At 57.7% G+C, this 20,522-nt stretch carries 23 protein-coding genes; 16 read left to right on the forward strand and 7 right to left on the reverse strand.

Annotation, left to right across the window (positions count from 1 at the left end; translation table 11 throughout):
* Positions 1–4: 4 nt before the first annotated feature.
* The 3 genes from yrfG to mutM all read right to left on the reverse strand — a co-directional run bounded on the left by yrfG (position 5) and on the right by mutM (position 2,118).
* On the reverse strand, positions 5–694 hold the full coding sequence (gene yrfG / locus SIC19_RS11515) for a GMP/IMP nucleotidase (RefSeq protein ID WP_036211304.1): 690 nt from the start codon (positions 692–694) through the stop codon (positions 5–7).
* A gap of 77 nt (positions 695–771) precedes the next feature.
* Positions 772–1,104 carry a hypothetical protein gene (locus SIC19_RS11520; RefSeq protein WP_007154263.1) on the reverse strand — a complete coding sequence of 111 codons (333 nt, stop codon included), beginning with the start codon at positions 1,102–1,104 and terminating at the stop codon, positions 772–774.
* A gap of 189 nt (positions 1,105–1,293) precedes the next feature.
* Positions 1,294–2,118, reverse strand: coding sequence for a bifunctional DNA-formamidopyrimidine glycosylase/DNA-(apurinic or apyrimidinic site) lyase (mutM, locus tag SIC19_RS11525; protein WP_036211298.1), 825 nt, complete (start codon positions 2,116–2,118; stop codon positions 1,294–1,296).
* Positions 2,119–2,275: 157 nt separating this feature from the next.
* On the opposite strand from mutM, the gene SIC19_RS11530 reads away from it, so the two are divergent.
* Positions 2,276–3,454, forward strand: a complete 1,179-nt coding sequence (locus tag SIC19_RS11530) for a fatty acid desaturase (protein ID WP_127401939.1) — start codon at positions 2,276–2,278, stop codon at positions 3,452–3,454.
* A gap of 157 nt (positions 3,455–3,611) precedes the next feature.
* Here the strand turns inward: SIC19_RS11530 and rsmD are convergent, their stop codons facing one another.
* Positions 3,612–4,214 carry a 16S rRNA (guanine(966)-N(2))-methyltransferase RsmD gene (gene rsmD, locus SIC19_RS11535; protein WP_127401938.1) on the reverse strand — a complete coding sequence of 201 codons (603 nt, stop codon included), beginning with the start codon at positions 4,212–4,214 and terminating at the stop codon, positions 3,612–3,614.
* Between the two features lie 167 nt (positions 4,215–4,381).
* On the opposite strand from rsmD, the gene ftsY reads away from it, so the two are divergent.
* The 7 genes from ftsY (at position 4,382) to SIC19_RS11570 (ending at position 11,796) form a co-directional block, all read left to right on the forward strand.
* A complete protein-coding gene (ftsY, locus tag SIC19_RS11540; RefSeq protein WP_127402430.1) occupies positions 4,382–5,602 on the forward strand; it encodes a signal recognition particle-docking protein FtsY in 1,221 nt (406 codons plus the stop codon).
* Positions 5,603–5,608: 6 nt separating this feature from the next.
* Positions 5,609–6,292, forward strand: a complete 684-nt coding sequence (gene ftsE / locus SIC19_RS11545) for a cell division ATP-binding protein FtsE (RefSeq protein WP_127401937.1) — start codon at positions 5,609–5,611, stop codon at positions 6,290–6,292.
* Entirely contained in the window at positions 6,285–7,283 is a 999-nt protein-coding gene (gene ftsX, locus SIC19_RS11550; protein ID WP_127401936.1) for a permease-like cell division protein FtsX, read from the forward strand. The genes ftsE and ftsX overlap by 8 nt, the downstream gene beginning before the upstream one ends.
* Before the next feature lie 195 nt (positions 7,284–7,478).
* On the forward strand, positions 7,479–8,348 hold the full coding sequence (rpoH, locus tag SIC19_RS11555) for an RNA polymerase sigma factor RpoH (protein WP_041333049.1): 870 nt from the start codon (positions 7,479–7,481) through the stop codon (positions 8,346–8,348).
* A 159-nt stretch (positions 8,349–8,507) separates the two neighbouring features.
* Positions 8,508–9,362: an NAD(P)-dependent oxidoreductase gene (locus SIC19_RS11560; protein ID WP_412535609.1), complete on the forward strand. Its 855-nt coding sequence runs from the start codon at positions 8,508–8,510 to the stop codon at positions 9,360–9,362.
* A 291-nt stretch (positions 9,363–9,653) separates the two neighbouring features.
* The gene (locus SIC19_RS11565) at positions 9,654–10,334 is read left to right on the forward strand and encodes a response regulator transcription factor (RefSeq protein WP_007155393.1); all 681 of its coding nucleotides are present in this window, start codon (positions 9,654–9,656) and stop codon (positions 10,332–10,334) included.
* On the forward strand, positions 10,321–11,796 hold the full coding sequence (locus tag SIC19_RS11570; protein ID WP_127401934.1) for a sensor histidine kinase: 1,476 nt from the start codon (positions 10,321–10,323) through the stop codon (positions 11,794–11,796). The genes SIC19_RS11565 and SIC19_RS11570 overlap by 14 nt, the downstream gene beginning before the upstream one ends.
* On the opposite strand, the gene SIC19_RS11575 is transcribed toward SIC19_RS11570, so the two are convergent.
* A complete protein-coding gene (locus SIC19_RS11575) occupies positions 11,797–12,051 on the reverse strand; it encodes a hypothetical protein (RefSeq protein ID WP_127401933.1) in 255 nt (84 codons plus the stop codon).
* Positions 12,052–12,306: 255 nt separating this feature from the next.
* Here SIC19_RS11575 and greB point away from each other — a divergent pair, with 255 nt between their 5' ends.
* Positions 12,307–12,798, forward strand: a complete 492-nt coding sequence (gene greB, locus SIC19_RS11580) for a transcription elongation factor GreB (RefSeq protein WP_127401932.1) — start codon at positions 12,307–12,309, stop codon at positions 12,796–12,798.
* 159 nt (positions 12,799–12,957) lie between these two features.
* Entirely contained in the window at positions 12,958–13,374 is a 417-nt protein-coding gene (locus SIC19_RS11585; RefSeq protein ID WP_075195794.1) for a hypothetical protein, read from the forward strand.
* Between the two features lie 18 nt (positions 13,375–13,392).
* On the opposite strand, the gene SIC19_RS11590 is transcribed toward SIC19_RS11585, so the two are convergent.
* Together SIC19_RS11590 and SIC19_RS11595 are read right to left on the reverse strand one after the other, a co-directional pair.
* On the reverse strand, positions 13,393–13,704 hold the full coding sequence (locus SIC19_RS11590; RefSeq protein WP_036211263.1) for a site-specific integrase: 312 nt from the start codon (positions 13,702–13,704) through the stop codon (positions 13,393–13,395).
* 145 nt (positions 13,705–13,849) lie between these two features.
* The gene (locus SIC19_RS11595) at positions 13,850–14,110 is read right to left on the reverse strand and encodes an acyl-CoA-binding protein (protein WP_036211260.1); all 261 of its coding nucleotides are present in this window, start codon (positions 14,108–14,110) and stop codon (positions 13,850–13,852) included.
* Positions 14,111–14,261: 151 nt separating this feature from the next.
* On the opposite strand from SIC19_RS11595, the gene SIC19_RS11600 reads away from it, so the two are divergent.
* The 6 genes from SIC19_RS11600 (at position 14,262) to tssG (ending at position 20,486) form a co-directional block, all read left to right on the forward strand.
* Positions 14,262–14,753, forward strand: coding sequence for a DUF4442 domain-containing protein (locus SIC19_RS11600; RefSeq protein ID WP_041333055.1), 492 nt, complete (start codon positions 14,262–14,264; stop codon positions 14,751–14,753).
* Between the two features lie 212 nt (positions 14,754–14,965).
* Positions 14,966–15,466 (forward strand): type VI secretion system contractile sheath small subunit, encoded by a 501-nt coding sequence (gene tssB, locus SIC19_RS11605; RefSeq protein WP_036211254.1) that lies wholly within the window; start codon positions 14,966–14,968, stop codon positions 15,464–15,466.
* Between the two features lie 76 nt (positions 15,467–15,542).
* The gene (gene tssC, locus SIC19_RS11610; protein ID WP_036211251.1) at positions 15,543–17,024 is read left to right on the forward strand and encodes a type VI secretion system contractile sheath large subunit; all 1,482 of its coding nucleotides are present in this window, start codon (positions 15,543–15,545) and stop codon (positions 17,022–17,024) included.
* A gap of 3 nt (positions 17,025–17,027) precedes the next feature.
* Positions 17,028–17,468, forward strand: a complete 441-nt coding sequence (gene tssE, locus SIC19_RS11615; RefSeq protein ID WP_036211248.1) for a type VI secretion system baseplate subunit TssE — start codon at positions 17,028–17,030, stop codon at positions 17,466–17,468.
* 265 nt (positions 17,469–17,733) lie between these two features.
* Complete coding sequence (tssF, locus tag SIC19_RS11620; protein ID WP_075195792.1) at positions 17,734–19,506, forward strand: type VI secretion system baseplate subunit TssF; 1,773 nt, start codon at positions 17,734–17,736, stop codon at positions 19,504–19,506.
* Positions 19,470–20,486: a type VI secretion system baseplate subunit TssG gene (gene tssG / locus SIC19_RS11625; protein WP_036211243.1), complete on the forward strand. Its 1,017-nt coding sequence runs from the start codon at positions 19,470–19,472 to the stop codon at positions 20,484–20,486. Before tssF ends, tssG begins: the two co-directional genes overlap by 37 nt.
* Positions 20,487–20,522 lie beyond the last annotated feature (36 nt).

Consider the following 20,522-nt stretch of genomic DNA (forward strand, 5'->3'; position numbering starts at 1 on the left):
TGGCTCACTGGCCGGATGGCAGGGGTTGGCGCTGACGCAGTGCCGGCAGGATTTCATCAAAATGATGAATCGAGGGGATGTCGGGGTGCCGGTCGCGGGCGGGCTGCCTGCTGTCTGGTGCCAGAATGGCAAGGCACTGGGCGATGCCAGCGGTGCGGGCGCTTTCCAGTACCGGGAAGCTGTCGTCCACCATCAATGTTGCGGCGGCCTGATAGGCTTCCAGCCCGGCGAGGTCCTGCCAGAAGGCGGGATCTTCCTTGGGTTTGCCCAGCTGGTGGCTCGAGATGATGTTGTCCACCCGGCTGTCCAGGCCGGTGCGCTGAAGCTTCAAACTGAGCGGGTCCGGATGGCAGTTGGTGACAATCACGGAGCGCAAACCGGTATCACGGACGGCATCGAGAAAATCCGTTACATGGGGGCGGTAGCCAATGCGTTCGCCCACTTCGGCCTTGAGCCCGGTGATGTCCATGTCCAGCCGGTCGCTCCAGTAGTCGGTGCAGTACCAGTTCAAAGAACCACGTTCGGCCATGATCATTGGGATGATGGTGTCACGGGCTTCTTCCGGGCTGAGATTATTGTACTCGGCGTAACGCCTGGGCAGGTGCTCGAGCCAGAAATGGTTGTCGAAATGCAGGTCGAGCAGAGTTCCGTCCATATCCAGGAACACCGTCTCAAGGGAGTGCCAGTTCACCATAAACAAAAACAGCCTGAAGTTGGTTAAACGTCAGGCTGCCGAAGAATGCGCAAATTGGCAAGGCGGGTTTTTACGGATCAGTTACCGCTTTGTTCAATGGGCTGTTGTTTCCTGCCGGTGCGAGTACAACCGAGGCAGCGAACAAAGGTGGCTTTGGCCGGGCCAACAACCAGGACTTCGCCGGCTTCCGCTGCGTTACCGCCCAGTGCGGAGAACGGCAGGGATACCAGGTAAACCACGCTTCCCACGATGGTGGTGGCAAACAGGGCCGGGCGAACAAACAGCGCATCGCCTGTCATCGCCAGTGCTGAGGGCTCTTCGTCAATGGCTTGAGCGTGGCCGACGGAGGAAAAAGCCAGCAGGCAAACCGCTACGGCTGTAATAACGATGTGGGAAATCTTACCGGTCATTTCTTGTTTCTCCTGAGCTTACCTTAGCTTGTCGGCGTTCTGATCTGGCCGATGGTCGCCCTGCCTAGGATGGCTGACGATACATATACCGCACAGTGTAGCTTACGATTATGGATACTCTGTTAACTATGAATCATATTTGCGTATTTTCAAACGATTTTTCTGTTTCATTAGTTGTCTGGAGGCCGTTCAGCGCTGGCATTTTCCACAGTAAACCGTCGAGCGCTGGTTCATCCGGATTTCCTTCAGCGGATGGCCGCATTCGCGGCAGGACTCGCCATTGCGGCCATACACCAGCAGCGACTGGGCAAAATAGCCCGGTTTGCCGTCGCTGTTCACAAAGTCCCGCAGGGTGGTTCCACCCATGAGAATCGCCGCACTGAGGGTTTCGCGGATGGCTTCCACCAGGCGGTTGTAGCGGTCCAGGCTGATGCGGCCGGCGGCGCGTCGGGGGTGGATGCCGGCCTTGAACAGGGCTTCGTTTGCATAGATGTTGCCCACGCCCACCACCACATGATTGTCCATGATGAAGGACTTTACCGGTGTCTTCTTGCCCCGCGAGAGTCGATAGAGCAGGCGCCCGTTGAATTCCGGTGCCAGGGGTTCCGGCCCCAGGCTGGCGATCAGTGGATGCTGGTCCGGTGTTTCGGACCAGAGCCAGCAACCAAAACGGCGGGGGTCGTTGAAGCGCAGGCGAATGCCGTTGTCGAGTGTCAGTTCCACGTGGTCATGAAGTAGGGGCTCACTCTGATCGGTGATCACCCGCAGGCTGCCGGACATGCCCAGGTGCACGATCAATGTTCCGGCAACGGTGGCCGAGCTTACGCCAATCAGCAGGTATTTGGCCCGGCGGTCCACGGTGTGGATGACAGAGCCTTCGATCAGTTCCGCGAGGTTGCCCGGCACGGGCCAGCGCAGGCGTCCGTCGCGCACGGTTACCTGAGTGATGGTCCGGTTTTCACAATGGGGGGCGATGCCGCGTCGGGTGGTTTCTACTTCGGGCAATTCGGGCAAAGGGGTATACTCCAGCGGCACGGGCGGTAACGGATAAGTGTAATCGGTAACAAATTCGCATCCAAATGCGGTTGTTCGAGCTAACAACTGTACGCTAAAGTGGCTCGATACGGTTGTCGGGCAGTGCCGGACCCGGATTTCGAACGAGGAAAACTCTATGTGGTACAACGGTCTTCTGGACCTTTCGGTGATGCAGCTGATTCTGGTTGCGCTGGGGCTTACCCACATCACAATTATCAGCGTTACGCTTTACCTGCATCGTCATTCTGCCCACAACTCGCTGGATCTTCATCCGGTGTTGGCGCATTTTTTCCGTTTCTGGCTGTGGCTGACCACGGCCCAGAACACCAAGCAGTGGACGGCGATTCACCGTAAACATCACGCCAAGTGCGAAACCGAGGAAGACCCTCACAGCCCGGTGGTCCTGGGTATCCGCAAGGTGCTGCTTGAAGGTGCCGAACTGTACGACGAGGCCGGTACACCAGAAACGCTGGAGCGTTATGGCCAGCGTACCCCGGAAGACTGGGTCGAGAACAACGTGTATAGCCGCTATAAACTGCTGGGCATTCAACTGATGGCGGTGATTGATCTGCTGCTGTTCGGTGTTCACGGTATCTGGATCTGGGCGGTTCAGATGATGTGGATTCCGGTATGGGCGGCTGGCGTGGTCAATGGCATCGGGCACTTTATGGGGTATCGCAATTTCGAGTGCAGCGACAACGCCCGCAACATTTCGCCCTGGGGCATCCTGATTGGCGGCGAAGAGCTGCACAATAATCACCACACCTACCCCAATTCCTCCAAGCTGTCTCGCCGCTGGTATGAAGTGGACATTGGCTGGGGCTATATTCGTCTGTTCCAGTTCTTCCGGTTGGCGAATCCCAAGGGCTTCAAGCCGATCGCACATTATGTACCTGGTAAGCAGGAAGTGGATGTCGAGACGGTTCAGGCCATTACCAACAGCCGGTTCGATATTATGCGTCAGTATCGTAAGCGGGTGATGGAGCCGGTGTTGCGTCAGCAGAAGGCGGTGATGGACGAGGAGATCCGTCCGCGTTATCGCAGCCTGAAGCGGTTGCTGTCCCGTGAGGTGACGTTGATCAAGCCGAAGGAGAAGGAGCACTTGGACATTGCTCTGGAGAGCAATGCGGTGCTGCGGCAGATTTATGAGAAGAGCAACGAGCTGCAGGAGTTGTGGCGTCGCCGTGGTTTGAAGCCGCAGGAGAAGTTGCATGCGCTGATGGAGTGGTGCCGGGAGGCGGAGGCCAGTGGCATTCGTTATCTGGAAGACTTTGCGGCGCATTTGCGGGCTTATTCTCTTCGGCCTTCTCCGTAATTCTCCTTGTAGCCTGAGGGTTCAGGTGTCTGGTCCCGAGGTGGGGTGCCTTTTCTTCTGGGAAAAGAATTCGCTTTGCTCAGACACCTTTTCCCGGCAGAAAAGGCACCCCACCCCGAGACCGTCTGACCACTTCGGGATCGCTGTTGCGGTTTCTTCAGACAGGTTCTGATTCTTCTACTCTGAATAAACAGTAGGTCACCTGGCCTGCTGTTTTTTGTCGATGCAGGGTCCAGTTGGCTGGTGCTTTGGGTGTCTGCATCTCGCTTTCGTGTTCTGCGTAGATCCAGCCCCCGGGTTTTACCCAACCATTGTCCGCGATCATCGGGAACAGTTTTTCCAGCCAGCCCTGTCTGAAGGGTGGGTCCATGAACAGGATGTCGACGGGGTTGGCCGGTGGCTGGGCCAGGTAGGTGTCGACAGCCTTGCAGGCCACTTCTCCGTTTTCTGATTTCAAAAGGCGCAGGTTGCTTCTCAGGGCCTGGGCGAGTGCGGGCGTGTAATCGACGAAGACGGTTGTGCCAGCGCCTCGGGAGAGGGCTTCGAGGCCGAGGGCGCCGGAGCCGGCGAAGAGGTCGAGGCAGCGGCTGCCGGCGAGGTGGTGCGTTAACCAGTTGAAGAGGGTTTCGCGGGTGCGGGCGGGAGTTGGGCGCACGCCGCCGGCTTCGGGGAAGCGGAGTTTGCGGCTGCGCCAGTCGCCGCCGATGATGCGGAGTTCTCCGCCGCCGCTAGCGGGCCTGGGTTTCTGGTTGCGTGCCATTCTGGGTGCGGCCTCTTGATCGCTGGTGTGGTGCGCCTGTGAGTGCGGTTGGCGCCATGTTACGAAGGTTTATCGGGCGAGTCACCTGCGGCCATCACTTCGGCCAGCCAGTCTGCTAGAATACCGCCTTTCTTATATTCCGCGAATCGACGACCAATGGTATGACTATGACGGCAGAGTGGATTGCTATCGGCCTTCTGGCCCTTCTTGTCCTTGTGTTTGTTCTGGATGTGGCGGCAAACCGTCAGCGTGTACCCCGGCCAAAGCCGGTGCCCCAGAAGAAGCCGGAGGCTCCGGAAGGTGCTACCCCGAAATCCGGGGCGGAGGAGAAGGCGGAGCCTAAGTCCGAGCCCGATAGCGCGCCGGTCGCGGAAGCACCTGAAAAGCCTGCTGTTGAGGAAGCGCCCGCTGAAACCCCGACAACGCCGGAGCCTGAACCAGAGCCGGAAGCGCCTCAGGTCAGTGTTTTCGAGCGTATTCGCAAGGGGTTGGGTAAAACCCGTGCCAACCTGACCGGTGGTTTTGCGGATCTGTTTTCCATCGGCAAGAAGGTGGACGAGGATCTGCTCGAGGAAATCGAGACCACGCTGCTGATGGCGGATGTGGGTGTGACTGCTACGTCGGAAATCATTGAGTCGCTCACCGACAAACTGGAGCGCAACCAGCTCAAAGACGGCGAAGCCCTGCGCAAGGCTTTGAGGGACGAGCTCCATGGCTTGCTGGCGGATGTGACAAAGCCCCTGGAAATTGAAGCCGGCAAGAAGCCTTACGTCATCCTTATGGTGGGTGTGAACGGTGTTGGTAAAACCACTACGATCGGCAAGCTCACCAAGCTGTTTCAGCGGGACGGCAAGTCGGTGATGCTGGCGGCGGGGGATACTTTCCGTGCCGCGGCGGTTGAGCAGTTGCAGGTGTGGGGCGAGCGTAATGACGTTCCCGTCGTGGCCCAGCATACCGGCGCCGACAGCGCATCCGTCATCTTTGATGCTGTTCAGTCTGCGCAGTCCCGTGGTGTGGATGTGGTGATTGCGGACACCGCCGGCCGCCTTCAGAACAAAGACAACCTGATGAGCGAGCTGGAGAAGGTTGTTCGGGTCATGAAGAAGCTGGATGAGTCCGCGCCCCACGAGGTCATGCTGGTTCTGGACGCCGGCACTGGCCAGAATGCGTTGAGTCAGGCCCAGGTGTTCCAGCAGGCGGTGGGGGTCAGCGGCATTACCCTGACCAAGCTGGACGGCACGGCCAAGGGTGGTATTGTGTTTGCCATCGCCCGGCAGTTGCAGCTACCCATCCGTTACATTGGTGTGGGGGAGCAGGTGGATGACCTGCGCAGCTTCGATGCCCGCACCTTTGTGGATGCGCTGTTTGATGAAAGCTCGGATAAGTAACCTTCAATGATCGAGTTCCGCCAGGTCACCAAACGTTATGACAGCGACCATACCGCGTTGCGTCAGGTCAATTTCGGCCTGGAGCGTGGTGAGTTGGCGTTTCTTACGGGGCATTCCGGTGCTGGCAAAAGTACGCTGCTGAAGCTGATTATGGTGATGGAGCGCCCCAGCGCCGGCGAGGTGATTGTGGGCGGGCAGGTGCTCAATACCCTGCCGCGCCGTCAGGTGCCTTACATCCGCCGACACATCGGTGTGGTGTTCCAGAATCACCAGTTATTGTTTGATCGCACCGTGTTCGACAACGTCGCCATGCCTTTGGAGGTGATGGGCACCCCGGCCCGGGATATCGGTCGCCGCGTACGGGCCGCTCTGGACAAGGTGGGGTTGTTGAGCAAGGAAAAGATGAACCCGATGCAGCTATCCGGGGGTGAGCAGCAGCGGGTGGGCATTGCCCGTGCCGTGGTGAACAAGCCTCCGGTACTGTTGGCGGATGAGCCCACCGGTAACCTGGACCCGGAATTGTCTGCCGATATCATGCGGCTGTTTGCGGAATTTAGTCAGGTCGGGGTCACGGTGTTGATTGCTACCCACGACATTGCACTGATTAACGATCTCGGTCGCCGTACGTTGACTCTCGATCATGGTCGGCTGGTGACAGGTGTTGGCGCAAAAGGGGGGCTTTATGGCTAACGATCCCCGACGGCAGCCTGCCCGGGGCGCCAAAAGTGCCCGTTCACCCTGGCGCCAGCAGGCCGAAAGTTACCTGAATCATCATCGTAAGGTGGCCCGGGACAGCGCGCAGCGTCTTTGGCATTCACCCGTGGCGAGCATGATGACCTGGACGGTGATGGGCGTGGCGCTGGCGCTGCCAGTGGCGCTCATGCTGTTGCTGGCCAGTCTGGAAGGCGTCAGTGCCGGCTGGGAAAGCTCGGCAAGGGTGACGGCCTATCTGAGTGACTCCGTTTCTATTGAAGATGCCCGGTCATTGAAAGCCGAGGTGGCTGATGACAGCCGGGTGGCGGAAGTCGAGCTGATCGATCGTGAGACTGCGCTGGAAGAGTTCCGCGCTTCTTCCGGCCTTGAAGACGCCCTCGATTACCTGGACGGAAACCCGCTTCCCCATACTCTGCTGGTCACACCCAGTGAAGGTTCCCGCACCGCCGACGGCGTGGAAATGCTGCTGAAGGTTATTGAAGGGCTGGACGGTGTTGACCGGGTACAGGTGGATCTCGGCTGGTTGCAGCGTCTGAACGCGATGACCGACCTGTTGGGCCGTGCCGTCTGGGCGCTGGCGCTGTTGTTGGCGGCCGCCGTGGTGCTGGTGATTGGCAATACCGTTCGCCTTGCGATTGAAAATCGCCGCGACGAAATTCTGGTGGCAAAGTTGGTGGGTGGCACCGACGCTTTCGTGCGCCGGCCGTTCCTCTATACCGGGGCCTGGTTTGGCCTGGGCGGTGGTATTGTGGCCTTTATCCTGCTGCAGGCGTCGCTCTGGTGGCTCAGTGGCCCAGTGGAGCGGCTAGCCGGGTTGTACCGCAGTGAGTTTTCCCTGAGCGGGCTGAGCGTCGATGGCGCGCTGGCGTTGATAATTGCAGCCATGCTGTTAGGCTGGTTGGGCGCCTGGGTTGCCGTCAAGCGCCATCTGGATGACATTGAGCCGGGGGAGATCGCTGGCGGGTGATCCCCGATCTCGGAAATACCGTATTGAAGCCAATGCCGTTTCCGGCGTAGGTTGGAATCAGAAGTGAGAGGCAACCAGATTTCCAGTTTGTTGATTCAGAACGATTTATGCGGAAGTTTGGGGAATTCTAAGAGTACTTGGCGGTCTACGTTAGAGTTGTTATATTTATCGGTCGTCATGTTCGGAGGATAAGACATGGGTACGAGTTTACAGATCATCGACAGACTGGTTCCGGGTGCCAACCTTGAGTCCTATATCCAGGCGGCCAGCCGCATTCCGGTACTGTCTGTCGAGGAAGAGCGCAAGCTCGCCGAGCGACTGCATTACGATGGTGATGTGGAAGCCGCGCGTGAGTTGGTTCTTTCGCATCTGCGCTTCGTGATCCACATTGCCCGCAGCTATGCGGGTTATGGGCTGTCCCAGGCAGATTTGATCCAGGAAGGTAACGTAGGCCTGATGAAGGCGGTCAAGCGTTTCAATCCGGAATATGGTGTGCGCCTGGTGTCCTTTGCAGTGCACTGGATCAAGGCCGAGATTCACGAGTTTATCCTGCGCAACTGGCGCATCGTGAAAGTGGCGACCACCAAGGCACAGCGTAAGTTGTTCTTTAACCTGCGCAGCCAGAAGAAGCGTCTGGCGTGGTTGAGCCATGATGAGGTTAATGCCGTGGCCAGTGACCTTGGGGTTGAGCCCAAGGTTGTGCGGGAGATGGAAGGCCGTCTGGCTTCCCACGATACGGCGTTCGATGGCCCCCAGGATGATGACGACGACAATGCCTATCAGGCGCCGGCGTATTATCTGGAAGACAAGCGCAGCAATCCGGCCACGCAGTTGGAGCAATCAGACTGGACGGACGATTCCAATGGTCGTCTGATGGCGGCGCTGGGGCAGTTGGATGAGCGTAGCCAGGATATTCTTCGTGAGCGCTGGTTGTCGGATAGCAAGTCGACACTGCATGAGCTGGCTGACCGATATGGTGTTTCCGCTGAGCGTATTCGTCAGTTGGAGAAAAACGCCATGAAGAAGATTCGTCTGCATATGACAACGGAAGAAGAGGCGGCTTAACCCTTAGTTGACTTGGGGTTTGTCAGAACGCCACCACCCTTTGCGGGGTTGGTGGCGTTTTTGTTTGTATACTCTTTTAAAACAAACCTTGGGTAAGAACAAATGACTGAAAATCGGTTTCATATAGCCTTCCTTGGTGTTGGCCTCATGGGTGCGCCCATGGTTCGGAATTTGTTGGATGCGGGTTATCCAATGACGTTGTGGAATCGGACGGGGAGTAAGTGCGAGCCTTTTGCCGATAAAGCTACCATTGCCGGTACACCGAAAGACGCGGTTCGAGATGCCGATATCGTCATCACCATGCTGGAGAACGGCGATGTGGTGGATGACGTGATGGTGACCCAACGCGGTATCGCGGCGCTCAAGGCCGGGGCGGTCTATATTGATATGAGTTCGGTTCAGCCGTCGCTGGCGCGACGCCATGCGGCCTTGGCTAAGGAGCAGGGGGCCGGGTATGTGGATGCGCCTGTGTCCGGCGGCACTGTCGGCGCTGAGCAGGCAACGCTGAGTATTATGGCTGGTGGCTCTGGCGCAGACGTCGAGCGGGTGCGGCCGGTTTTTGAGGTGCTGGGGAAATGCACGCCCATTGGTCCGGTAGGGGCGGGGCAACTGGCGAAGCTGGCGAATCAGGCGATCGTGGGGATTACCATTGGCGCGGTTTCAGAGGCGTTGTTGCTGGCAGCGAAGGGTGGGGCTGATCCTGCCGCTGTTCGGGAGGCGCTGATGGGCGGTTTTGCGGGCAGTCGGATTCTGGAGTTGCACGGGCAGCGGATGATTGACCGGGACTTTTCACCCGGTGCACCGGCGCGAATTCAGTTGAAAGACCTGCGGATGATTCTGGATGAGGCCCGTTCCGAGGGTCTGACCCTGCCGCTGTCGCAGCAGGTGCATAATGAGTATCAAAGCCTGATCGCCAACGGGCACAGCGATGTGGATCACAGTGGTTTGTTGCTGGAACTGGAGCATCTCAACGGGGCATTGTTGGGTTCTTCGTCGGCCATCAAGCGCAAGTAGCAGGCTCGCTATGAATGTCTCCATGCTGTTTGCCGAGGTGAAATGCAGGAGCACGGCGCGGGTGAGATTAACTTTCGGAATGTTTTCGCAGCGCTGGACCGCCTGGACTATGGTGGTTGGATGAACGTGGAATATTGCCTTGCGGGCTATACGGTGTCGAGACTAGGCTGGTTCGGGGTATGTCGTGACCGTCGCCATTGGCGACACCCTCTTACAAGATCGTAACTGGTCGGCAACGGATGTTCTTCGTACCCTAGCTGTTAATGTAATCCGCTATCGGGAGGAAAACCGGTGAAAGCACTGGTAATTGAAGACGATCAGGACGTGGCAAACTACCTTGTTAAAGGGCTGAAAGAGTCTGATTTTGTCGTGGACCACGCGGCGGATGGCAAGGAAGGCATGATGATGGCCGCCAGCGAAGACTACGACATCATGATTGTGGACCGCATGTTGCCAGGTATGGACGGCCTGTCGATCATCAAAACGGTGCGTGCCACTGGCAACCAGGTTCCAGTGTTGATCCTCAGCGCCCTGGGCGATGTGGATGACCGGGTGGAAGGCCTGCGTGGTGGTGGCGATGACTATCTGACCAAACCGTTCTCTTTCACCGAGCTGCTGGCCCGTATCGAATCCCTGGTGCGCCGTAATCGCCAGTCTGCGGAAACCGAGACCGTGCTGCGGGTGGCCGATCTGGAAATGGACCTGCTTGCCAGAACCGTTAAGCGGGCCGGGCACAACATTGATGTTCAGCCCCGGGAGTTCCGTCTGCTGGAATATCTCATGCGAAATGCCGGGCAGGTGGTCACTCGTACCATGTTGCTCGAAAAAGTATGGGACTATCATTTCGACCCCCAGACCAACGTCATCGACGTACACATCAGCCGTCTGAGGGCGAAGATCGACAAGGAATTCGAGACCCCCTTGCTGCAGACCATACGGGGTGCAGGGTACATGTTGCGTGAAACTGCTTAGCCAGCTCAGAACCTCATCGTTCCAGTTAGCCCTGCTGTACATGGTGGTGTTCGCCACCTCGGTTTTTTTGCTGCTGGCGTTTATCTACTGGCGCACGGCAGGGTTCATGACTGCCCAGACCGATGAGACCATCGAGGCCGAGATTGCCGGCCTCGCGGAGCAATACCGTGGCAGCGGTATCAATGGCCTTATTTCCATCATCCGCGAGCGTGTTGCCCGCGACCCCAACGCCAAATCCATCTATCTGTTGACGACGGACGACTTCGTCAAGCTCGCCGGTAACATCGAAAACTGGCCCAAGGGTTCTCGCTCTGACAGCGGCTGGATCAATTTCACTCTGAATCCGTCAGTGGGCTGGAATGGTCCGGAGCGACTCGCACGGGCTCGCATTTTCGAAGTGCAGGGTGGCCTGCGCCTGTTGGTGGGCCGTGATGTGGACGAGCTCACTAACCTGAAACGGGTGATCGAAACCGCCATTAACTGGGGGATGGGTATTACCCTGGCGCTGGCGCTGCTGGGCGGGTTCCTGATGAGCCGGAGCACCACGCGGCGTATTGAAGTCATCAACAATACTTCCCGGCGCATCATGAATGGGCATCTGTCCCTGCGTATACCAACCCGAGGTACCGACGACGACTTCGACCAGCTGGCGGAGAACCTGAACCAGATGCTGGATCGCATTGTGTACCTGATGGAAGGTATCCGGCATGTGTCCGACAGCATCGCCCACGATCTAAGAACCCCGTTGACCCGGCTGCGCAATCAGCTTGAAAACACCCTTATGTCGGTAGACAACGACGAGGCCCGGGAGCAGGCCGGCAAGGCCGTGGCAGAGGCGGACCAGTTGTTGGCCACCTTCAATGCCCTGCTTCGGATCGCGCGTTTGGAAACCCGTGGCAATACAGCGGACATGCAGCAGGTACCCCTGGGAGAGCTGGTTAGCGATGCGTGTGAGCTGTATGAAGCGTTGGCGGAAGACAAAGAGCAGCAGTTCGAGCAGTCCCTGGAAGATCATGTGGTGATCGAGGGCGATCGGGACCTGCTGTTCCAGATGGTCAGTAACCTGATTGATAACGCTATCAAGTACACCCCGGAACAAGGCGAGATCCGGGTAAACGTACGCAAGGACGGCAACGACGCGATTTTCGAGGTTGGGGACAGTGGCATTGGTATCCCCGGTGACGAAAAAGACCAGGTGTTCCAGCGCTTCTACCGGGTTGGCAAAAGCCGGTCATTGCCCGGCAACGGCCTTGGGCTCAGCCTTGTCAGCGCGGTCGCGGAGATCCACCAGGGTGTTATCTCATTGAGCGATCATCACCCAGGGGAAGACTATCCGGGGCTGATGGTCACCATTCGGTTGCCCGCTTACTCGCCGAACCGGAAACGTCTGAAAGACACCCAGACCATTTCCGCTTCGGAAGCCGGAGAACAAAGTTCCCCGGGGGAGCTCAGGGGCGTTTGATCAGTTGCTGGATACGCCGCGGAACTGATTCACGCGGCTGATCACTGGCTTCAGCAGCGTGTCTACCTGTGAGCGACGACGATCGAATTTGGCCTGGATGCTGTCCCACTCACCTTCCAGATGTTTCTGTTCCAGCATGATAAACGCCGCCAGGTTATGACGGTTCAGCTTGCCGGTGATGCCGTATTGGTCAAGCCGATAGCCGATACTGTCGAGACCATTGAGGGCCGTGTTGAGAAGCTTTTTGGTGTTCATTCTGGTATCCCGTGCTTGGACGTTAAATCGGAAATTCAGTTAATTGAACGCTAACGCCTGCGTCTAGAGTGCGCAACCTAATCTGGCCCTGACCAAAACGTAATTCGGCCGCCACCACTGTGTAACCTGTTCTGTGGAAAATGGAAGGTGTAGCTAAGGAAGCTGGCGGAAACTCCGCTTGCTTCTCCCTCCAGCACAGCGCTAGCCTTACCCCGTTTTTACGGGGTTTTTTTATGTCTACACGGTGGTTTTTCTATGGCCAGAACCCGCTACATAACCGCGGAGGGCGAGCAGGCTCTTCGTGAGGAATTGCGTTTTCTCTGGAAGGAGAAGCGTCCGGAAGTGACGCAGGCGGTGCGGGAAGCAGCCGCTCAGGGCGATCGCTCAGAGAACGCCGAGTACATCTATGGCAAGAAGCAGTTACGGGAAATTGATCGACGCGTGCGCTTCCTGACCAAGCGGCTTGATGAGCTGACGGTGGTGGATCGTCTGCCTGATGACCGGGGCAAAGTGTTTTTTGGTACCTGGGTGACCATCGAAAACGAAGGCGGCGACGAAAGCACCTACCGGCTGGTTGGGCCGGATGAGTTCGATCTGTCTCGCGGTTACCTGAGCATCGACTCTCCCATGGCGCGTGCGCTTTTGGGCAAACGCATTGACGACGAGGTGGGGGTGCGAACACCGGATGGCTGGAATCACGTTGTGATCACCAACATTCATTATGAACCGCTAACGCCCGACAAGTGAGGAGTGTCACAAAACTGGCGACTGACCGGGTTTTTTGTCGTTTTTGGCGATAGACTGATCAAAAATTGTCAGCCTGAGATGTATTTGTTCAAATAATGGTCAGGCTCGGCATGACATAAAAAGGCAGTCGTTATGGGCGGATTCGATACAAAAAGGACTATGATCGGCGCGACCGTGCTGGTGGTGGCGTTGTCACCTCTGGTGTGGGCCCAAACCGGCGAAGAAACCGTCGAGGGTGGCGCCTTCAACTATGAAGAGCGTTCAACGCTGGAAACCATTCCGTTCAACTCCATGGAAGAAGAGTCTCTGGCCAATACCGTGATCGAAGGTGGCCTGGAAGCGCCGGCGGCTGGCGTGCCCGTGCAGCCGCGAACGGACGAGGATTTCTACCTGGATCCCCTTGCCCTTCAGCCCCGTGATCCACGCACGGATCTCGGGCGAAGCGAAATTCCGGTGGAATTCCGCTTCAGCAACCCCAAGTCCATTCCCGGGCAAACCCACGGCGACAACTACATTATCCGCCCACCGACCAATCGGAACTACGGCGCGTTCAATACCACAACGACGGAACGATAATTCGTCTGCCGTGAGGGTTCAGGCGGCAACAATGCCCTCGGGCTCAGTTCTGCCCAACACATCTTCGTAGAAGAACGCCAGCGCCTGTTTGGCCTGATTGAGGCGTGCCCGTGACACTTCCAGGCGTTCGCTCAGGTAAGCCAGGAATAATTGCCGGTCGCCGGGTTGCAGCGTTTCCGGATTTTTCAGGTCGTGGAAAAGCACGAACCGGGAAATCCAGTGGAGATAGGTTTGCTCTGCGCGGTGGTTAAGCTGATGTTTGCGGATGGCGCCAGTCACTCGACTGACAAGCCCGGGCTGCGACTGTTCCAGCGCCTCGGTGATATCCATGATGCGTCTTCCGTGTGAATTGTTGTTCTTATGATGCGCGCATCTTATGACAATCGTTTGACCGCCGCAAAACTTTTGCGAGGGAAATTGAGTGGGAGCAGAACCGTCGGTGCGGCGGCTGCTCCCGATCAAGCTGGACTACGGGTTACTTCAGGGATTCCAGCTTATCGATGTACTTCTGCATGGCTTCCTCGGAGGAGGTGCCCTTGACCTTTTCCCAGGCGTCGTACTTGGCGCGGCCGACAAAATCCATCATGCCCGGGCGTTTGCCACTGACATCACCTTCGGTGGCCTGCTTGTAGAGGGCATAGAACTCCAGCTTGAGTTCGTTGGAGGGTTTGAAGTCGCCCTCGGCGTTCTGGATGTAGTTGACGGCTTCGTCAAAGCGGGTTTTCAGGTCACTCATATGGCGGTTCCTTTTCTGGTGTTGAATCCGATATTCACGATGCGGAAGAGTATAGCCAGAGACAGTGTGACCGTCATTGGCCGATCGTTCCAATCCTTCGACGAATGGGGTATTGTCCGCATCCTTCTTTTAAGATAAACGGAGATGCCCCATGGCCGCCGCCAACAAACTGGCAAGCATTGTTGCCAAGATCAATCAGTTGCCGGAATTTGCCCGGCCCAAGGCTTTGTCGCTGTTTTTCGGCAAGGCGGTTCCGTTCACTGGTACCACCGGCATTCGCATTGAAGCCCTCGATCAGGAACGTTGCGTGATCTCCCTGAAGAACAAGCGCAGGGTCCAGAATCACATCAAGGGCGTACATGCCGTGGCTTCCCTGTTGTTGGCGGAATCCGCTACGGGCTTTCTCGTCGGTCTGAACGTGCCGGATGACAAGGTGCCCGTGATCAAAACCGCGCATGCCGAATACACCCGCCGTGCCAAAGGCGATATGAAGGTGGAGGCGTACCTTACCGCTGAGCAGCGTGAGCGTATGCTGACCGAAGAGAAGGGCGAAACCTCGGTGCCGGTGACCATCCACGACAGCGAAGGCCAGCAGCCGATCGAGATTGAAATGATCTGGGCCTGGACGCCAAAGCGTCGCTAGTTGCGATAGGTCATTGTTGTGAAAGGCCCCGGGATGTCGAATGGTTGGCAATTCTTTGCCCGGGGTCGAAATATTGCCAGAAGCTGGCCAATTTTTGCTTGAGTACCCGATTTATCCTGTGTAGAGTTCTGCCTGTAGCGTGCCAGGATGGTGCGCACAATGGACTGTAACACCGCAACTGAGTTTGCACATGGACCACAGGGAGCAAGCGCATGTCTTCAAAAGACGGTTCCGTCGCGCCGAAAGAGCGCATCAATATCAAGTATGTCCCCGCCACCGGTGATCAGCAGGCTGAAACAGAACTGCCGCTGAAGATGTTTGTCGTTGGTGACTTCAAGGGGCAAGCCGAAGAAACTCCGATCGAAGACCGTAAGGCGATTTCCGTCGACAAGAACAACTTCCGTTCTGTGATGTCGGAAGCCGGTCTCACCCTCTCCACCACGGTCACCAACAAGCTGGACGAAGAAGCCGAAGAATTGCCGGTTAACCTCGAATTCCAGACGCTGGACGACTTTTCCCCGGATAGCATTTCCCGTCAGGTACCTGAGCTGAAGAAGCTGATTGAGCTTCGTGAAGCCCTGGTTGCTCTCAAGGGCCCGCTGGGTAACGTGCCATCGTTCCGATCCAAGCTGCAGGAACTGCTGGACAACGATGACGCCCGCGACAAACTCCTCCAGGAGCTTGAGCTGGCCACGGACGAAAGCGGCGAATAATCCGAACTCTTGATTCGAATTCTGCCATTGCTGGCAGGTTTCACTTTTCTATTAAAACGTACTGAAGGGATGTGGTATGTCTGATACTGCTGAGCAGCAATCTGCTGCCTCCGAAGCTGCTGCGGAAGGCTCACTGCTGGACCAGGTAATGGCCAACAGTCGCATGGCTCCCGCCGATGAAGGATACGATGTGGCGCGCCGCGGCGTGGCAACGTTTATCTCCAACCTGCTGAAAAGCGACGAGAAAGGTCAGCCGGTCAACAAGGCACTGGTCGACCAGATGGTGGTCGAGCTGGATCGTAAGATCAGCGCACAGATGGACGAAATCCTGCACGCGCCCAAACTGCAGGAACTGGAGTCTTCCTGGCGCGGCCTGAAGCTGATGGTGGATCGCACCGATTTCCGCGAGAACATCAAGGTGGATATCCTTCACGCCACCAAGACTGAACTGCTGGAAGACTTCGAGTTCGCGCCCGATGTCACCCAGACCGGTTTCTACAAGCACATCTACTCCACCGAGTACGGCCAGTTTGGCGGCGAGCCCGTGGGTGCAGTTGTCGGCAACTATGCCTTCACACCCTCCACGCCGGACATGAAGCTGCTGCAGTACGTGTCTTCCGTAGGCGCCATGGCCCATGCGCCGTTCCTGTCCTCCGTTGCGCCAACGTTCTTCGGTGTCGACAGCTATCAGGAACTGCCGGCCATCAAGGAACTGAAAGCCGTCTTCGAAGGCCCGAAATACGCCAAGTGGCGCTCCCTGCGTGAGTCGGAAGACGCCCGCTACCTGGGCCTGACATCACCGCGCTTCCTGCTGCGTGTGCCTTATGATCCCACGGAAAACCCGGTACGCAGCTTCAACTACAAGGAAGACGTGTCGGGCGACCACGAGCATTACCTGTGGGGCAACACGGCCTACCTGCTGGCCACGCGCCTGACCGAAAGCTTCGCCAAGTACCGTTGGTGCCCGAACATCATCGGCCCGCAAAGCGGTGGTTCGGTGGAAGATCTTCCGGTTCACACGTTCGAATCCTTCGGCCAGCTGGAAGCCAAGATTCCGACCGAGGTGCTGATCACCGACCGTCGCGAATACGAAATGGCTGACGAAGGCTTCATCGCCCTGACCATGCGTAAGGGCAGTGACAACGCAGCGTTCTTCTCTGCCAACTCGGTACAGAAACCCAAGCAGTTCCCGAACACCAAGGAAGGCAAAGAAGCGGAAACCAACTACAAGCTGGGTACGCAACTGCCTTACATGATGATCGTGAACCGCCTGGCGCACTACATCAAGGTGCTGCAGCGTGAGCAGATTGGTTCCTGGAAAGAGCGTCAGGATCTTGAGCGTGAGCTGAACACCTGGATTCGCCAGTACGTGGCCGACCAGGAAAACCCGCCGGCGGATGTTCGCAGCCGTCGACCACTGCGCGCCGCCAAGGTGACCGTTTCCGATGTGGAAGGCGATCCGGGCTGGTACTCGGTATCCCTGGCAGTTCGTCCGCACTTCAAGTACATGGGTGCGAACTTCGAACTGTCACTCGTCGGCCGTTTGGACAAGGACTAATCCGTGTTCAGGAACACCGGTGCTGACGGTGTTCAGGCTTCGGGCGGCAGTCTGTTCGAGCGTTTGGAACAGGCTGCCGAACCTGCGGGGCAAAGCATGGGGGAAGTAACCCATGTGGTGGATTCCATCAAGCGCCACCTGGTTCGCCTGCTGAATGCCCATCCGGGCAACAGCGAGAGCGTACCGGACCTGGGGCTGGTGGATTTCAACGACGCCACGCTGGGTACCCATGATCTGAGCATTCGTATTCGAAGCGCTATACGGCAGTGTATTGAGAAGTTTGAACCCAGGGTGAGCCGGGTGGATGTGATGGCGATGCCCCAGGGGCCCGATCCATTGCAGTTGCGGTTTCAGGTGACGGTCTACCTGAAGGTGGGTTCGGAAGACGATAAAACGACCATTGATTTGTTATTGGATGACAAGCGCTATTACCGGGTGATTTAACGCCACGAAATAGCTTGAAGACACGGATGAGAGTGGGGGTGCAGTCAGGCTTCCAAAAGTGTGCGGAGCCATGGATGGCGGAGCCCAAGCGCCCATGGATTGGCTTGCAGCGTCTTTTGGAAGCCTGACTGCACCCCTGCTCGGAGTCAGAGGCGATGGCGATACCTTTTCTTCTGGGAAAAAGAACTCGCTTTGCTCGGACACCTTGTTCCCGGCAGAAAAGGTATCCCCATCCCCTCGGCCGAACTTTGGTGTAGTAGTCGTTATGAAGTTGAATCGATTTTACAGGGACGAACTGAGTTTTCTCAGGCTACAGGGCAGAGAGTTTGCGGATGCGCATCCTCAGCTGACCCGGTTTCTTTCTGAGCAGAGTACTGACCCGGATGTCGAACGGCTGCTGGAAGGCTTCGCCTTTTTGACCGGGAAGCTCCGTGAGAAGGTCGAGGACGAGTTTCCCGAGCTGACGCATTCCCTGCTAAACATGCTGTGGCCGAACTATCTGCGGCCAGTGCCCAGTTGCACCATCATGCGGTTTGATCCGCAGTTGCACGCCATCAGTGAGCGTCAGCGGGTGGATCGGCATACCGAGATCAAGAGCCGCCCGCTGGGAGACGCTACGCGTCAGACCCAGTGCCGGTTCCGTACCTGTCGGGCGGTGGACGTGTTTCCAGTCAGCGTGGCGGATGCTCACGCAGAGCACTCCCGGGAAGTGTCTTCTGTCACCGTCGACCTGGCGTTGCACACCGATCAGCCGTTGTCGTCCCTGGGGTTGGAGAATTTGCGTTTTTACCTGGGTGGCGAAAGCCATATTTCCGAGACGCTGTACCTGTGGCTGAACCATTACCTGCAGCGTATGGAACTGGTGGTGGGCGATTCGGTGTTTTCCATTTCGGCCAGCCAGTTGAAGCCCGTCGGGTTCGCTAACGACGAGGCGCTGTTGCCGTATCCGAAGAACGCCTATCCCGGCTACCGGATCCTACAGGAGTTCCTGAGTTTTCCTGAAGCCTTCCGGTTTGTGGATATTCAGGGCCTGAAGGCACGACTGCCGGCGGTGCAGGCGGATGAGATCAGCCTGCGGTTCCACTTCAGCCGGATTCTGCCGCCGGATGCCAAGATTCGTGCGGAGAATTTCCAGCTGTACTGCACGCCGGCCATCAATCTGTTCACCCACGAAGCAGACCCGGTGGACCTGAACGGGCGGCAGACGGAGTACCGGATTGCGCCGTCCAGCCGGTCGCCGGAGCACTACGAAGTATTCAGCATTGAGCAGGTGGAGGGCTGGCTGGAAGGCCGGTCCGGGCGCGGGGAGCCGCGGCTGTACACCGCGTTCGAGAGTTTTCAGCACGAGGTGGAGCGGGATCGTGGTCGTACCGCCCTGTACTACCGGGTTAAGGCCCGGGAGAGCGTTCGTGGGGATGGCTTTGACCACTACATATCCTTCGTGCGCGGTGACGAGTCCGAGTGCCTGAACCGGCAGGAAGCGGTATCGCTGACTCTGACCTGCACCAACCGTCAGTTACCGCATCAGCTGGCGGTGGGGGAGATCTGCATGGCGACAGAAACCACGCCGGCGTTCGCCTCATTCAGCAATATTACCCGGCCCACGCACACCCTGCGGCCGACGCTGGATGGCAGCCTGTTGTGGACACTGATCTCCAACCTGTCGCTGAACTACCTGTCGCTGCTGGATGTGGACGCCTTGCGCACAGTACTGCGGGTTTATGATTTTCGCGCCCTGGTGGATCGCCAGGCGGAGCGGGTATCCCAGAAGCGCCTGGCCGGCATTCTGGACATCGAAACCACGCCGGTGGACCGGATGGTGCGGGGCTTGCCGGTGCGGGGTATTCGCTCGGTGATGCGGCTGGATCAGCAGTCGTTCGCCTCGGAAGGCGATTTGTACCTGTTTGGTACGGTACTCAGCCAGTTTTTCGCACTTTACGCCAGTATTAACGCCTTTCACCAATTGGAAGTGGTGAATACAGACAATCAGGAACGGTACACATGGACGTTACAACAAGGGCAGCAGCCTCTGATGTAGCCGAGTTGCAACCCGTTCTGGGCAATGCACGGCGCTACAGCTTTTTCCAACTGGTGGATCTGATCCATCGTCACCACGGTGATGATCTGGAAAGATCCCAGGACGAGCAGCCACAGCGGGAGCGCATCCGCTTCTCGGCCTCGGCCGGCCTGGGTTTTCCCGGCAGTGATGTGGTATCGGCGGCGTCGCCGGAGCACGAGCACGCGCCCTATCAACTGGAAGTCAGTTTCCTGGGCTTGCATGGTTCTCAGTCGCCCCTGCCAGGCTATTACCTGGAGGACCTGGCCTGGGAGGCGGGGCAGAACCTGGGCATTCGTCGCCACTTCCTGGATTTCTTCAATCACCGGCTGGTGACGCTGTTTCATCGGGCGTGGCGCAAGTATCGCTATTACGTGCGGTTTCAGCCGGAGGCCTCTGACGGCTTCTCCGAGCATATTTTCTCCCTGGTGGGTCTCGGTGACCCGCAGGTCAGGGCGGCAACACCGGTTAACTGGTCGAAGATGCTGGCCTATGCCGGGATGATGGCGGGCCGTAGCCGTTCTCCGGAAGTGGTCAGCGGCATCATCGGTCATTGCTTTGATCTGGACGATGTCGGCATTGAGCAGTGGGTATTGCGTCGGGTGGAGATCCCGAAGGATCAGCAAACTCGGCTGGGGCAGGCCAACGCCGCCCTCGGTGAGGACACGCTGGTAGGCTCGGGCATTCGCGATCGCAGCGGCAAATTCATCCTGCGCATCCGCAACCTCGACCGACAGCGATTTGCGGATTTTCTGCCCAACGGCGACGACCACGACCGGCTGGTGAAGCTGGTGGAGTTTGTCACCCGGGAACAGCTGGCTTACGACCTGGAACTGCAGATGCGCCCGAGGGATGTAAAGCCAATGCAGTTGGGCGCGGATGTGCGGCTGGGCTGGAACTCGTTTGTCACCCCGGAAAAAGCCCGGAAGCTGCCAGCGGTGCGGTTGCAGATTCGCCGCTGAATTCTATGGATTGCTTAGCAGGTTAATAAAGGAAAC

The organism is Marinobacter sp. MIT930201 (assembly GCF_047122665.1).
Classification (GTDB): Bacteria; Pseudomonadota; Gammaproteobacteria; order Pseudomonadales; family Oleiphilaceae; genus Marinobacter; species Marinobacter salarius.